The organism is Glutamicibacter protophormiae (assembly GCF_014647495.1).
GTDB lineage: Bacteria > Actinomycetota > Actinomycetes > Actinomycetales > Micrococcaceae > Glutamicibacter > Glutamicibacter protophormiae.
Genome location: NZ_BMPH01000007.1, coordinates 51,947 through 66,399 on the forward strand (window position 1 = coordinate 51,947; position 14,453 = coordinate 66,399).

The 14,453-nt window shown below is 65.8% G+C and carries 14 protein-coding genes; 8 read left to right on the forward strand and 6 right to left on the reverse strand.

What is annotated here, in order from left to right; genetic code table 11:
- Positions 1-45 precede the first annotated feature (45 nt).
- From IEY43_RS09770 to IEY43_RS09780, 3 genes are all read left to right on the forward strand, one after another.
- Positions 46-876, forward strand: a complete 831-nt coding sequence (locus IEY43_RS09770) for a DNA-formamidopyrimidine glycosylase family protein (RefSeq protein ID WP_188948414.1) — start codon at positions 46-48, stop codon at positions 874-876.
- A 45-nt stretch (positions 877-921) separates the two neighbouring features.
- On the forward strand, positions 922-1,935 hold the full coding sequence (locus tag IEY43_RS09775) for a pseudouridine synthase (RefSeq protein WP_188948415.1): 1,014 nt from the start codon (positions 922-924) through the stop codon (positions 1,933-1,935).
- A gap of 76 nt (positions 1,936-2,011) precedes the next feature.
- Positions 2,012-2,911: a hypothetical protein gene (locus IEY43_RS09780; RefSeq protein ID WP_188948416.1), complete on the forward strand. Its 900-nt coding sequence runs from the start codon at positions 2,012-2,014 to the stop codon at positions 2,909-2,911.
- Positions 2,912-2,935: 24 nt separating this feature from the next.
- Here IEY43_RS09780 and IEY43_RS09785 read toward each other — a convergent pair whose 3' ends face one another.
- Entirely contained in the window at positions 2,936-3,712 is a 777-nt protein-coding gene (locus tag IEY43_RS09785) for an SDR family NAD(P)-dependent oxidoreductase (RefSeq protein ID WP_188948417.1), read from the reverse strand.
- A gap of 160 nt (positions 3,713-3,872) precedes the next feature.
- On the reverse strand, positions 3,873-5,300 hold the full coding sequence (locus tag IEY43_RS09790) for an MDR family MFS transporter (protein ID WP_229777346.1): 1,428 nt from the start codon (positions 5,298-5,300) through the stop codon (positions 3,873-3,875).
- Between the two features lie 218 nt (positions 5,301-5,518).
- Here IEY43_RS09790 and IEY43_RS09795 point away from each other — a divergent pair, with 218 nt between their 5' ends.
- Positions 5,519-6,058, forward strand: coding sequence for an NUDIX hydrolase family protein (locus tag IEY43_RS09795; protein ID WP_188948419.1), 540 nt, complete (start codon positions 5,519-5,521; stop codon positions 6,056-6,058).
- Here IEY43_RS09795 and IEY43_RS09800 read toward each other — a convergent pair.
- The gene (locus tag IEY43_RS09800; RefSeq protein ID WP_229777347.1) at positions 6,055-7,155 is read right to left on the reverse strand and encodes an FUSC family protein; all 1,101 of its coding nucleotides are present in this window, start codon (positions 7,153-7,155) and stop codon (positions 6,055-6,057) included. The two genes, IEY43_RS09795 and IEY43_RS09800, sit on opposite strands and share 4 nt — an antisense overlap.
- Before the next feature lie 144 nt (positions 7,156-7,299).
- On the opposite strand from IEY43_RS09800, the gene tgt reads away from it, so the two are divergent.
- Positions 7,300-8,598 carry a tRNA guanosine(34) transglycosylase Tgt gene (gene tgt / locus IEY43_RS09805; RefSeq protein ID WP_188948519.1) on the forward strand — a complete coding sequence of 433 codons (1,299 nt, stop codon included), beginning with the start codon at positions 7,300-7,302 and terminating at the stop codon, positions 8,596-8,598.
- A gap of 51 nt (positions 8,599-8,649) precedes the next feature.
- Here the strand turns inward: tgt and IEY43_RS09810 are convergent, their stop codons facing one another.
- Genes IEY43_RS09810 through IEY43_RS09820 form a run of 3 tightly spaced genes read right to left on the reverse strand, consistent with a single transcriptional unit; the run spans position 8,650 to position 11,677 of the window.
- Positions 8,650-10,218: a DUF6297 family protein gene (locus tag IEY43_RS09810; protein ID WP_188948420.1), complete on the reverse strand. Its 1,569-nt coding sequence runs from the start codon at positions 10,216-10,218 to the stop codon at positions 8,650-8,652.
- Positions 10,208-10,903, reverse strand: a complete 696-nt coding sequence (locus IEY43_RS09815) for an ABC transporter ATP-binding protein (protein WP_188948421.1) — start codon at positions 10,901-10,903, stop codon at positions 10,208-10,210. Before IEY43_RS09815 ends, IEY43_RS09810 begins: the two co-directional genes overlap by 11 nt.
- 60 nt (positions 10,904-10,963) lie before the next feature.
- Complete coding sequence (locus IEY43_RS09820; protein ID WP_188948422.1) at positions 10,964-11,677, reverse strand: queuosine precursor transporter; 714 nt, start codon at positions 11,675-11,677, stop codon at positions 10,964-10,966.
- A gap of 336 nt (positions 11,678-12,013) precedes the next feature.
- Here IEY43_RS09820 and IEY43_RS09825 point away from each other — a divergent pair, with 336 nt between their 5' ends.
- From IEY43_RS09825 to IEY43_RS09835, 3 genes are all read left to right on the forward strand, one after another.
- Positions 12,014-12,718: a TetR/AcrR family transcriptional regulator gene (locus IEY43_RS09825; RefSeq protein ID WP_188948423.1), complete on the forward strand. Its 705-nt coding sequence runs from the start codon at positions 12,014-12,016 to the stop codon at positions 12,716-12,718.
- A gap of 118 nt (positions 12,719-12,836) precedes the next feature.
- Entirely contained in the window at positions 12,837-13,451 is a 615-nt protein-coding gene (locus tag IEY43_RS09830; RefSeq protein WP_188948424.1) for a hypothetical protein, read from the forward strand.
- A gap of 36 nt (positions 13,452-13,487) precedes the next feature.
- Entirely contained in the window at positions 13,488-14,312 is an 825-nt protein-coding gene (locus IEY43_RS09835; protein WP_188948425.1) for a hydroxymethylpyrimidine/phosphomethylpyrimidine kinase, read from the forward strand.
- The last annotated feature ends 141 nt before the right edge of the window (positions 14,313-14,453 follow it).

Below are 14,453 nucleotides of genomic sequence, written 5' to 3' on the forward strand. Positions count from 1 at the left end.
CCTGGTGCCTTCCCCGGCGTCCGGCAACAGCAAAGGAGCTCCATCATGCCGGAAGGCGATACCGTCTACCGGGCCACCGCAAGACTGCACCGCGCGCTGGCCGGGAAAAGCATCCTGCGCTCGGACTTCCGGGTCCCGTCGCTGTCCACGGTGGACCTGGCCGGGTACGCGGTGGCCGAGGTGGTCCCTCGGGGCAAGCACCTGCTCATGCACTTGCAACCGCCTGCCACGGCGGATCCGGAGTTCAACCAGCCGCCGCTGACCCTGCACTCGCACCTGCTCATGGAGGGGCGCTGGGATCTCTACGGGCAGGGTGAACGCTTCCGGCGGCCGGCGCACACCGCCCGGGTTGTGCTTTCCTTCGACGGCGTCACCGCCGTCGGCTTCGACATCGCCCAGGTCAAGCTCGTGCCCACCGCCGAGGAAACGCAGCTGGTCGGCCATCTGGGCCCGGACCTGCTCGGTACGGACTGGGATGCGCCACTGGCGATCGAGAATTTCCGGGCGCACCCGCACCGCGGGATCGGCGAGGCGCTGCTGGACCAGCGGCTGATGGCGGGGGTCGGCAACGTCTACCGCTGCGAAGTCCTGTTCCTCACCCGGCTGCACCCGCTGACGCCGATCGGACAGGTCGTGAACCTCGGGAAGGTCATCGAGATGTCGCAGCGCCTGCTGGAAGTCAACAAGGACCGTCCGCGCCGGGTCACCACCGGGGTGGCGCGGACCCGCGAGCCCTACTGGGTGTATCGGCGCGCCGGCAGTCCCTGCCTGCGCTGCGGCGAGAAAATCCTGCTGCTGAAAATCGCGGCCGAGGATTCGGGCCTGGAACGCGACTGCTACTTCTGTCCGTCCTGCCAGCCCGCCCGGAACACCTGAGGACAGCGGCCTTCCGGCAAAGGTGAAAGAATGGGAGCCATGGCCATGGCTTCTCCCCTCCCCGTCCGCAACGGCGTCAACGCCACCCGTCTGCACCTGCCGAGCACCGGTTCGTGGGACACTGTGTCGCAGTATCTGCTCGAACGCTTCGGGCACGTGGACCCCGAGGGCATCCTGCGCCGCTTTGACGAGGGCGAGATCGTGGGCCTGGGCGGGGTGCCGCTGAACCGGCAGACCCCGATGGGCGAGCACGAGTTCATCTGGTACTACCGCTCGCTGCCGGTGGAGACCCCGATCCCCTTCGACGCGAGAATCCTGCACCAGGACGAGCACCTGCTCGTCGTGGACAAGCCGCATTTCCTGCCGACCACCCCGGGCGGGAAGTTCATCCAGGAATCCGCGCTGGTGCGGCTGCGCAACCAGACCGGCATCGACGACCTGGTGCCGATGCACCGGCTGGACCGGGCGACCGCTGGGGTGATCCTCTTCGCCGTGAACCCGGAAACCCGCGGTGCCTACCAGATGCTCTTCGAGCGCCGCGAGATCGCCAAGCGCTACAAGGCGGTGGTGGCACTGGCCCCCGGCGAGGGCCTGGAGACCGGCGTGGTGCTGCAGGCCAACGGGGAGCACAACCAGGTGCGCACCGCCGAAGAACTGCGCGCCCTGCTGGCCGGCATGCCGATGACCTATGAGAACCGCATGTCCAAGGTCAAGGGCCAGCTGCGCTCGATCGTCGAGGACGGCGAACCCAACGCGCAGACGCTGATCAATGTCCAGGCCATCGGCCGCAGCGCCGGCTTCCACGCGGGCACCGAGGTGGCGCTGATGGACCTGGAACCGCACTCGGGCAAGACCCACCAGCTGCGCATCCATCTGGCTTCGCTGGGCCTGGGCATCGTCAACGACGCCTTCTACCCGCGGCTGTGGGACCTGGCTCCGGACGACTACGACCGGCCCCTGCAGCTGCTGGCGCACACCATTTCCTTCATCGATCCGCTCACCGGGACCCCGCGCAGCTTCAGTTCCGCGCAGCGCCTGCGCGAAGCTCCGGCCGCATAGCGCCCCTTCTCACTTCGGCGTATTTATCCTAGGCTGTTGCACACCCATGCACGGGCCAGACGAAGGACGGTATGCCATGGCCGAGCCACAGCCCAATATGCAGCTGCGCACCTTGGTGGGCTCCGCCCAGCGGGCTATCACCGAATCCGCGCGCAGGCCCGCCTTCGAGCTGCCCTACACGCCCCCGGACCTGCGGCCCAACCCCGCGGTGGAACCCTTCGACAAGGCCCGCGCCGGGCTGTTCGCGCTGTCCGGGATGCTGCTGCTGGCCACCGCGCTGGCCTTCGGCGCCGGGATGGACGGCCGCAGCCAGGCCAGCCTGCTGGATACCGGGCTGGTGCATGCGGTAATCTGGCCGGTCATCGGGATCACGCTGATCGGCAGCGCGGTCTTCAGCGCGCTGCCCGCCCAGCTGTCCTCGCGCCGGCAGCGCGCCTCCGGCATCTACGCGCTGAGCGCCGCGGCCCTGATGGCTTGCGCGCTGACGCTCGCTTCCGGCTTCCTGCCCTGGACCGCCGCGTCCGTCTCCGGCGCTGCCACCGGGATCGCGCTGTACGGGGTGCACCAGCTGAACCGGCATACCGCCCGCAACCGGGCGGAGCGCATCGCCACGGACATGCCGCTGGGCTTCTTCGCCGGGTTCGCCCTGGTCTACACGCTGCAGCTGGTCTTCGCCGCCGCCGGCTGGAACGGGCAAGGCCATGCGCTGGCGGTGTCGCTCGTCGCGGTGGCCGCCGCGGTGCCGGCGGCGGTGTTCGCCCATTCGGAACGCGGACGGCATGCGTTCGCCAGCGGTTTCGGCCTGACCATGGCTGCGGCCGCCATCCAGGGCTGGCTGCGGAGCGCCACCCCGCTGTGGGTCTGCATGCTGTGGGTGTTCCTGGCGGTGGTGGTGTTCGTCTGCGCAGAGAACCGGCGTTTCCAGGTCAGCCACGCAGAGCACCGGGTGCAGGCGGGCAGGATGCTGGATTTCTAAGTCCGGCCCGCCCGCGCCGCGGGTTTAGCGCGGCGCCATGCGGATGGCGCCGTCCAGCCGGATCGTCTCCCCGTTGAGCATCGGGTTGGCCACGATGTGCTCCACCAGCGCGGCGTATTCCTCCGGGCGTCCCAGCCGCGAAGGGTGCGGCACCTGCGCGCCGAGCGAATCCTGCGCCGCCTGCGGCAGCCCGGCCATCATCGGCGTCTGGAAGATCCCCGGGGCGATGGTCATGACGCGGATCTGGTGCTGCGCCAGCTCGCGGGCCAGCGGCAGCGTCATCGCGGCGACGGCGCCCTTGGATGCGGCGTAGGCCGGCTGCCCGATCTGCCCGTCGAAGGCCGCCACCGAGGCGGTGTTGACAATGACCCCGCGCTCGGCGGTGCCCTGCGCATCGACCAGCGATTCGCTGTGCGCCATCAGCTCGGCGCCGAGGCGGATCACGTTGAAGGTGCCGTTGACATTGATGTCCAGCACCTTGGCGAACTTCTCCAGCGGCAGCACGCCCTCGCGCCCCAGCACCTTGCCCGGGGTGGCGACCCCGGCGCAGTTGACCAGCACGCGCAGCTGGCCCAGTTCGCGTACGCGTTCCATCACGTCGGCCACGTCGTCGGGGCTGGTGACGTCCGCCGGGGCGTAGCGCACGTTCGCCCCGATCGCGGCGGCTGTTTCATCCCCGTCCTCGCGCGGCAGGTCCAGCACCACCACGTGCTTGGCCTGCGCGGCCAGTTTCAAGGCCGTGGCCCGTCCCAATCCGGACAGTCCGCCGGTCACCAGTGCGACCGAATCCTGCAGCTGCATGCAAACCCCTTTTATAGTCGTGAATCTCCGGTCAGCCTATCGCCCGAGCGAACAAAGGTGAAGATCCGGATCCCGGTCCCCGGGAGCCTGCAGGCACGCAAAAGCCCGGCACCACAGGGGTGCCGGGCCGCGCGGCGAAGCCGGAAGAAATCCGGTCGGGCTAGCGGGTTGCCACCGGAGCCTGATCGGAAGGCTGCTGGGCCTGCTGCTTCTTGCCGCCCAGCAGGATCCCGATGACCAGGATGCCGATGCTGCACGCGGCGCCCACCAGGAAGCCGGGCTTGAAGCCCTCCACCGTCGCGGTGGCGACATCGCTTCCGGCGGCGATCTTGGAGGCGGTGGTCGCGGCCACCACACCGACGATCAGCGCGGTGCCCATGGCACCGGCCAGCTGCTGCAGGGTGGAGAGCAGCGCGGAACCGTGGGAGTGCAGGTGGTGCGGCAGCGGGTTCAGCGCGGTGGTGAACGCCGGGGTGAAGATGAACGCCAGGCCCAGGCTCATGACCAGGTGCATGAGCACCAGCAGCCAGATCGGGGTGGCGGCGTCCAGGATCAGCGCATAGCTGAACAGCGATACCAGCAGGATGATCGAGCCCGGAACGATCAGCGGGCGGGCGCCGACCTTGTCGTAGAGCTTGCCGACCAGCGGGGCCAGCAGGCCCATCAGCAGGCCTCCGGGCAGCATGATCAAGCCGGTGGTCAGCGTCTCGATGCCCAGCACCGTGGTGAAGAACAGCGGCAGCAGGATGATCACGCCGAACAGGGAAATCATGGCGCACATCATCAGCGCCAGCGACAGCGTGAAGTCGCGGTAGGTCAGCGAGCGCAGGTCCAGCAGGGCCTTGTCCCCCTGCTGCAGCTTGAGCTGCAGCAGCACGAAGGCGGTCAGGCACAGCACCGACACCACGAGGATTCCGATGCCCAGCGGCGTGATGCCGGCCGACAAGCCGCTCAGGCCGTAGACCAGGCCGCCGAAGCCCGGCACGGCCAGGATCAGCGATGGGATGGACAGCGGAGCGGAATTGTCGCCCGGTTCGTTGGACAGGCGCGGGGTGCCGATCAGCAGCGCCGCCACGGCGATCGGGATGATCACGATGAACATGAACCGCCAGGACAGGTACTGCAGGATGATGCCGGACAGGGTCGGGCCGATGGCCGGGGCCACCGAGATCACGATCGACACGTTGCCCATCAGCACGCCGCGTCGAGCCGGCGGCACCAGGTCGAGGATCGTGGTCATCAGCAGCGGCATCATGATCGCGGTGCCGCTGGCCTGGATGACGCGGGCGACCAGCAGCACGGAGAAGCCGGGCGACACCGCGGCCAGCACGGTGCCCAGGGTGAACAGGCCGATGGCCAGCACGAAGACCTTGCGGGTGCTCAGGCGCTGCAGCAGGAAGCCGGTGGTCGGGATGACCACGGCCATGGTCAGCATGAAGATCGTGGCGAGCCACTGGATGGCATCGGCGGTGACGTTGAATTCCTCCATCAGCACGGGCAGTGCCACGTTCATGATGGTTTCGTTCAGGATGACAACGAAGCTGGAGACGATCAGCACGGCGATCGTCGTGAAGTTCTGTTTGCTCAAACGGTCCGGAGCGTGTGACACAGCAGGTCTGCTTCCAAGAGAAGTGTGGGAAAGGGCGGCCGGTTCCCAGGCTCAGGATCATTCTGGTTGGGATAGCCCAATCAATTTTACAGAGCACCCCCGCCAGGCGCTAGGGTGCGCCCGCAACAGATTGGTGAGTTGCGCAACACGGATAGAGATTCATGGCATGAGAGGTGTTTGTGTACCAAGATGGAACCATGAACGTGCGTACGCCTGATCCCTACCCTGGATGGCTCTCTGACGAAGATCTCTACGAGGCCCGCCAGCGCCTCCCCATGCTGTACGTCGAGGCCATTCCGGTGCGCCTGGACCCGCTGGGATACGTCAACGAGGTCGGCCTGCTGCTGACCGCTGACAACGACGGGCGCATGCTACGCACCTTCGTCTCCGGGCGCGTCATGTACCGCGAGACGATCCGCGCCGCATTGATCCGGCACATCGAGAAGGACCTGGGCACCATGGTGCTGCCGCAGCTTCCGGCCTCCCCGGTGCCGTTCACGGTGGCCGAGTACTTCCCTGCACCCAGCGAAACCGGCCTGACCGACGACCGCCAGCATGCGGTGTCCATGTGCTATATCGTGCCGGTGCGCGGCGAGTCCTCGCCGCGCCAGGACGCGCTGGAGCTGACCTGGCTCACCCCTGCCGAAGCGCTGAGCAGCGACATCCAGGGCGAGTTCGCCGGCGGTCGCGAAAATATTCTCCGACAGGCATTAGCCCATGTCGGAGTGAATATCTAGCGCTCCTTCCCCCGGTTTGGCGGGTCGATCCCGGCCCGGCGCCGCATGATTCCGCCAAACCAGCTTCCAAGGAGCACCCCGAAGATGCCGACCAGGGAGCCGATCACGGTTTCCACCATGCGGTCGTAGAGCAGCGCGGTTGAGAGCCCCGACATCACGGACACTCCCACCAGCGCCAGCGGGGTGACGAAGATCTGCGCCATGAAGTAGTTGCGCATGACCAGCATCTCGGCCATGAACTGGAAGAAGCCGATCAGCGCCAGCAGCAGCCACAGCGGCGGGTTCAGCACGATCAGCAGCGCCATGAGGACCAACCCGACCAGGGTTCCCAGCACACGATGGACGCCGCGGTGGAGCCGGAGCTTGGTGGTGTGCCCGACCAGCGGCACTACCGCGGCCACCATGGCCCAGTAGTTGTGCCCGGCCTCCAGCCGGCTGCCCACGATGTTGGCCAGGGCCCCGGCGATGCCCGCGGTCAGGATGTAGAACAGCCCTTCCCACCAGATCGCGGAGCGGACATTGTCCGGCAGCGGCGGCAGCGGGGTGCGCTGCCACAGGCTCGACCACTGGCCCAATGCTCCGGCCGCACCGATCACCAGTGCCAGCGCCATGGTCAGCACCGCCACCAGCAGCCCTTGCCAAGCCGGGACCGGGTTGGAAATGGAGGCAATCGCGGCGAATGCGAAGATGTGGAACAGCGAGCCGGCCGGGCGCAGCCGCAAGAACCCGGCGAGCACCGAACAGATGCCCGCCACCAGCGTGGTGGCGCCGACAATCTGCCACTGCTTCAGCTCCGGCTGGTCGTGGGCGATCCACAGGTGGGAGGCGGCCAGCGCCGAAGCGATGACGCCGAACAGCAGCATGCTCGAACGGACCTGCATGCGCAGGCGGTTCCAGTATCCGTCCACCCGGCCGTAGACGCCGGCAAAGGCGCCGAAGACCGCGAACACCACGAGATCCAGGCGGTCGACGGCCAGCAGGAAGATCAAGGGAGCAAAAACGCCGACGGCGGTGCGCAAGCCGATCCAGTGATCCTTCCGGGCAGGGCCCAGGGTGATCAATGACTTCGCGGATTCTTTCAATTGCTCCAGGCCCACAGTTTCCTTCCGTCGCGTTGCACACAACAAGACAGCCTCTATTATTCGCTCTTTCCCATGTGAAAGCCCGGGTTTCGGTGCCTGATCACACTGTCGTTTTACTCACCGGCTGTTTAATACGGCAAACTTGGGTACGTGCCCGATATGAACTTTGATCCCAGTGCCCCCCATCCGCGCCAGCAAGAATTCGGTTTCGCAGTCGGGACCCGGCTCACCGCTGACGACGGAACCCCGATGCTCGGACGCACCGGCGTGATCCGCACGCCGCATGGCGAGGTGAAAACCCCCGCGTTCATCGCCGTGGGCACCAAGGCGACGGTCAAGGCGCTGACCCCCGAGCACGTCAAGCAGCTCGGAGCCCAAGCTGTGCTGTCCAACGCCTACCACCTGTACCTGCAGCCGGGCGCCGACATCCTGGACGCGGCCGGAGGCCTGGGCAAGTTCATGGGCTGGGAAGGCCCGACCTTCACCGACTCCGGCGGATTCCAGGTGATGAGCCTGGGATCGGGGTTCAAGAAGGTCATCGACATGAAGTCCGTGGACCAGTCCGGCCCCGACGACGCGGTGGCTCCGGGCAAGGAACGCTTGGCCAACGTGGACGAAGACGGCGTCTGGTTCAAGTCTCATCTGGACGGCAACCGCCACCGCTTCTCCCCCGAGATTTCCATGGGCGTGCAGCACCAGATCGGCGCCGACGTCATGTTCGCCTTCGACGAGCTGACCACGCTGCAGAACTCGCGCGGCTACCAGGTCGAGTCCCTGGAGCGCACCCGCCGATGGGCAGAGCGCTGCATCGCCGAGCACTTTTCGCTGACCGATTCCCGCGAAGGCAAGGACTACCAGGCGTTGTTCGGCGTCATCCAGGGCGCGCAGTACGAAGACCTGCGCCGCAAGGCCTGCCAGGATCTGGGTGCCATGGCCTTCGACGGCTTCGGCATCGGCGGCGCTCTGGAGAAGGAGAACCTGGGAACCATTGTCGGCTGGTGCGCAGAGGAGCTGCCCGAGGACAAGCCGCGGCACCTGCTGGGCATTTCCGAGCCGGACGACATCTTCACCGCGATCGAGAACGGCGCGGACACCTTCGACTGCGTTTCCCCGACCCGAGTCGCACGCAACTCCGCGTTCTACACCCCGTGGGGCCGCTTCAACCTGTCTGGGGCGCGCTACAAGCGCGACTTCACCCCGCTGGTGGACGGCTGCGAATGCTACGCCTGCCAGAACTTCTCCCGCGCCTACATCCACCACCTGTACAAGGCCAAGGAGCTGCTCAGCCACACGCTGATCTCGATCCACAACGAGCACTTCACCGTGGGCCTGGTCGACTCCGCCCGCCAGGCGATCGAGGACGGAACGTTCTTCCAGCTCAAGGAGCAGGTGCTGTCCAGCTACTACGCCGGCGCGCCTGACCCGCAGGGCCAGCCGGTCTCGCAGCCTGCCAAGTAGGGGGCACGCACTGCCCGCCGGATAGCGAACTTCGGACGGATCCGAGGTCCGCTATCCGGCGAGCTTTTTAAGCGCCGGAGCGGCGCCGAGCAGGCACACCGCCCAGATCCCCCACGGCACCGCGGCGACCGGGGCCAAAACCTGGAAATACAGCGCAGCGCCGGAAGCCGCCGCGCGCAGCAGCGTCCAGGCCTGCTGGATGAGCACCGCCGCAATGGACATCTCGTTCGAGGCCCCGGCGAAGATTTCTTCCCAATCGCGCTCCGCTCGCCGCGCGTGCGCCAAAGCCACCGAGGCCAGACCCAGCGCGGCGAGCAACACGGCCGCGACCCAGGACCACCAGGGCACTGGGGCCAGCGCCCCGATGCCCCACAACCCGAGAGTCCAGACGCCCAGTACCAGCAGCGACAGACCCGCGGCGACGGCGGTCATGGCCCGCTCCCTCTGGCTACGGGCCAGCCCGAGCATCAGCCCGAGCTCCGGCTGGGTGGCGGCGGGTCGAAGCACCTCGGCGAGACTGGCACCCAGGACGACCAACAAGATTGCCAGGACCCCGGCCAATGCCAGAGGGTTCGCAGCGGTGCGGACGCTGAGCAGCAGTACCAGGGCCGCCGCGCTGAACCCCAGCGCCGGCTTCCAATGGCCTCCGCGCACGCAACGCAGGGCAAGAATTCCCACGGACACCGGCAGGGCGCGGACAAGCCGGCCGCCGGTGCGGTTCCGTTTGCGTGCGGCACCAAGATGCACACCACGCGCATCGGCCTGCATGATGGCTCCGGCAAGCTGCTGCTGGTGCAGCCCGCCCTCGCGCAACGCGGCACCGGATACTCCCGCAAGCCGCCGCGACGCCAGGACAATGCATGGCACGGCGACGGCCAGCGCACCGCAGCACAGAACCATCCAGGGCCCGACCTCCAGCAGCGCCTGCTCCCAGGCCACCAACCGGGCATCGAGGGTTCCCATCCCCACCAGCTGCGCCGTCCACAGCAGCACATAACCGGCGGCGAGCACCCGCAGCCCCGCGGAGCAAAATCTCTGGGCGGCGTGCTGGCGCCCTGCCGCTTGAAGCGCTCCGGCCGCAGCCGCAGAACCGAGCCCGGCCAGGGCGAAAAAGCCCACAACCGACAGCAGCAGCGCCGGGGACCAGGTACCTGCCAGTGCGAAGAGGGCTAGCGCCCACAGCAGCCCGAGGAAAACACCGGCCGCGCTGCCCAGGCCCAGCGCCCTGCGCCAGGCCGGGCGCAGCAGCACCCGGCGGTCCACCGGCAGCGGCAGCCACCAGTCGGCCTGCTCGGGTCCCACGGCGTTGGGACCGAGATAGAGCATGAGCCGGAAGACCAACAGCAGCAGCATCGGCAGCAGGAACAATGCCACCGCATCCAGGCTCCAGCGCGCGCTGGCCAGCTCAAGGTGCGGCACCCCTTCGCCCAGCAGCACGAAGATCGCGCCGTAGAGGGCGCTGGCCAGATAGGCCAGCGCCACCACGGCGGCGAGCACCCAGACGTAAATCTCGGAGAACGAGTCGAAGCGTTCGGAAAAACTGCGCGCCGAGCGCACGCGGCGAAGGATGTCGCGCGGATCGTAACCGCTGGCCGCCGAGGTATCTGGACTAGCGCTCAAGCCACTGCGCTCCGTCTTCGGACTCCACGTATTCCCCGGCGTCGCCATCCAGCAGGAGCGCCCTATCCAGGCAAAGCCGCAGCATGGCCGGATCGTGCGTCACCGCCAGGATGCTGACCATGTCGCGGCGCAGCCCTGCCAGCCGTTCATAAAACTTCTGCCGGATCCTCAAGTCCAGCCGCTGCTCGGGCTCATCGAAGATCAGGAGCCCGGCCGGGCGGATCAGCGTCGCGGCCAGCAGCAGTTTGCGCCGCTGCCCCGAGGAGAGTTCCCCGGGCAGGTGGTCGGCGACCGCGGTGAGCTCGAAGAACTCCAGCTCGCTCTCGACTTTCGCTTCCCATTCGGGCACTCCGTGCCCCCGTGCCACCATTTCCAGGTGCTCGGCGACGCTCAGTTCTTCGAAGAATGCACCGTCGCTGACCTGCACGGCAACGGTCCGCCGGAAGTCCAGCGAATCCTCGTCCAGCGGCAGGCCCCGAAATGCCGTTTCACCGGACTGGGCCGGGATCCGGCCGAGCAGCGTTGCCAGCAGCGTGGATTTGCCGCTGCCGTTGGAACCGATGATTCCCAGCCCGTCGCCGGTGCCGATCCGCAGGTCGATGGGGCCGCAGATCGTCTGTTCCGGATAGCCGATGACCAGCCCGTGGGCTTCCAGGTGCGTCCGGTGCTCTGATTCTGTCGCCATCTGCCCAGCGTATCGAGGGCGGCGACGGCGGGGAGTCGCTCGAAATGATGACTTGGAGGATTAACCTCGCCCGGCCGCCAGCTGCCCGTAGCCCGGCTCGCGCTTCTTGAACCAGCGGATCACCAGCGAGGTGACCGGGACGAAAATAATCTCCACCGCGGTCTTGTAGAGGAAGCCGACCACCACGTAGTTGATGAACGTGGGAGCGTCGGCGATGCCGATGACCGGAGCTGCGATGGCGCAGAAGATGATGGTGTCCAGCAGTTCGCCGACGCCGCTGGACCCGATCAAGCGCGCGGCCAGCCCGCGTTCGCCGGTGCGCTCCTTGAGCTTGACCAGCACCCACGAGTTGGCCAGCTGGCCGACCAGGAAACCGGCGGCCGAGGCGACGACGATCTGCCAAATCGGTCCGAGCGTGCGTTCAAGGGCTTCCTGGCCGTCGTAGAAGTCGGCGGCGGGCAGCTGGATCATGATCCAGAAGCAGGCTACGGCGAAGAATGCGAGCACGAAGGTGGTGATGATCGATCGCCGCGCCGCTTTCAGCCCATATACCTCGGAGATGACGTCGCCGAGGATGTAGGCCAGCGGAAACAGGAAGAACCCGCCGTCGGTCACGAGCGGTCCCAGGGTGACTCCCTTGGAAGCGCCGATGTTCGAGAGGATGACCACCGCGCCCATCAGGGTCAGAACGGTGGAGAAGTACGGTGAGCCCGCAGCAGCGAAAACCGCTTTCGATGATGCGGGCAGAGTGGTTCTGGCGTTGGATTCGCCCATGATTTTTTCCTTGTCAAAGTGGTTCGCCAGGAGAGCCATTGCCCGACGCCGCCTCGCCACGGTGCGTGGTTCGCGAGGCGTTGGGCGTTTGGCATGCTGTCCCGCTGTATTAGCACTTACCCAGCAAGTATCCCACGCGCCCAAACGACCCGCTAAGTGACCTACTTCATAGTAACAATGATTCTTGGACTCAAGGTTCGAGAAAGAGACATCTCACTTGAACTTCTTTGGAACATGCAATCGAGGTACGAAGGAGCAGGGTGATGGGCCTCCCCTACTTCCGCATGAACTCGAGACATTTTTGAACGCGTTCAAAAAGCTCGGTAGAATCGCCCCATGACCATTCAGCCGCGCACGCTCAAGGGGCAGGAAACCCAAGCCAAGCTCCTGCAAACCGCGCTGGACTGCTTTGCCGCCGAGGGGTACAAGGCATCCAGCATGCGTGTCATAGCGGCACGAGCTGGGGTCTCACTGTCCCATGCCTATTACTATTTCTCCTCCAAGGAAGACATCGTCGCCCGGTTGCTGCTGAATCTGCGTACCGAGCAGTTCGAGCGGTGCCGTTCCGCGCTCGACGAAGGCAACACGCTTGAAAGCAATATCCGGGCAGTTTTCACCTCTGGTTTGAGCGTCATGCAGCCGTACCACGAGTTCGGTCCGGCATTCCTCAAAGTTCTGCTATCCCAAGACCAGGTGGACAATGAACTTTCGGCCGTCGAATTCTCCCTCTGGGAAAAAGCCGTTTCCGGTGCGCGCCCGCTGCCACCGCTGGGCATCCGCAGTGATCTGCCGAAGTTCCTCTCGCTTCTGTCGCGGCAACTGTTTTCCGTCTGGGCCTACGACCAGTCGGCCAACCAACGGCGTTCGCTGCTGCTCATGGACAACGCCGCGCCCGTGGCCGCGAAGTTCGCGGTCCTCTGCCGACTTCCCGTCGTGCGCTCACTGTTCGCAGATGTTCTGGCGCTCATGGACTCCGGAAGTTCGGTACAGGATCATCAGGACCGACAGACCACCAGATCAAAGGTCCCCAAGGCTTCCTGACACCGAGTTCACGCATCACACAGGCCGTTCACGGTTCGCGTTCTGGTGCCGCCATATTTTGAGCGTAAAGTCGGAAGTGACAACCGGCGACTCTGGCCACGAAGGAGTGCAATACAACATGAGCGGAACACGACGCGAATTGCCAGTCTGGGCCGAGGCCTACGCGCTCCTGCGGGATCGCATTGCCACGTTTCCAACTCTCGGCGAGATTCGATCGGTCAACCATGACGGCGAGGATGTCGAGATCCTCGGATACTGGCCGGACGCGCCCTGGACTGCGCCGGCCGATGCCCAGCGATTGGTCTTCCTCGGTCCCGTCAACGAGCGGACCGCGGAAAGCCTGCAGAGCGCCGGCTGGACGGAAACCGCGAAAATGTCGTTGCTGGCGGGCAAGCCCGAGGATGTGGAGCAGGTAGTGAAGCTGCCCGACACCTCCGCCTTGTTCGAAGCACCGATGAACGACTACGACGTTGTCGAGGTCACCGACTTCGACCGCCCTGTTGCCCGCGGACGAATGCACTACGGTCCTTCTTTCGGCCTGCTGACGGATCCCGACCTGTACGCGCCCACAGACCCCGACACCGCCCGCCGGGCGATTCTCGCAAACTTTGCCGGAGCAGCCTACGGCCACGGTATACCATGGCTGTTATTGGTCGCGTCCAGCGAAAACGCGGGAACGTTGGCCGAAGGCTGGTCCAAGGCCACCGACCTCAGCTTCTGGCAACAGGGCTAAAAGTAATCACCAGTACACACAATCATTCATGGGACTATGACTAATACAAACACTGCAAGCGGCCCTGCACTCACCCTGACCATCGCAGGTTCCGAAGCCACCGGCGGCGCCGGCGCCCAGGCCGACCTGAAGACCTTCCAGGAACTGGGAACCTACGGCATCGTTGCGCTGACTTGCATCGTATCCTTCGACCCCAAGGATTCCTGGAACCACCGCTTCGTGCCGGTGGATCAGCAGGTCATCGCCGACCAGCTCGAAGCGATCCAGACCTGCTACGAGGGCAAGCTCGGCACCGTGAAGCTGGGCATGATGGGATCACCTGCCACCATCGACACCGTTGCCACGGCGCTGAAGTCGCAGAAATGGGACAACGTCCTGCTCGATCCGGTACTGATCTGCAAGGGCCAGGAACCGGGCCATGCGCTGGACACCGACGAAGCACTGAAGTCCACCTTGTTGCCGCTGGCTACTTTCGTCACCCCGAACCATTTCGAAGCAGAGCAGCTCTCGGGCCTGACCATCACCTCCGAGGAGGACCTGGTGACCGCAGCCAAGAAGATCCACGAGATCTCCGGCGCTGCGGTGCTGGCCAAGGGCGGCGTACGCATTGCCGGCGAAGACGCAGTAGACGTGTTCTACGACGGCGAGACCCTCGAGGTCCTGCGCGAGAAGAAGATCGGCGAAGTTGCTGTTTCTGGTGCCGGATGCTCGTTAGCCGCCGCAGTGACTTCCGAACTGGCCAAGGGCGCGACCCCGCTGGAAGCCGCACGCACCGCAAAGGCTTTCGTTACCGAAGGCATCCGCAACCGCGTCGCTGGAAAGACCCCATTCGACGCGCTGTGGCAGGGCGGCCGCCGCTAGGTCGATCCGCAAGCAGAACCACCGACGCCGAGGAAAACCACCGTTCTCCTCGGCGTCTGCTTTTAAATCCCTGACCACACCTTCTTGGGGCAAGCGGGCCGGCTTGCTAAAGTGGTTGAAGAATCTCAATTTGTTGCGTGC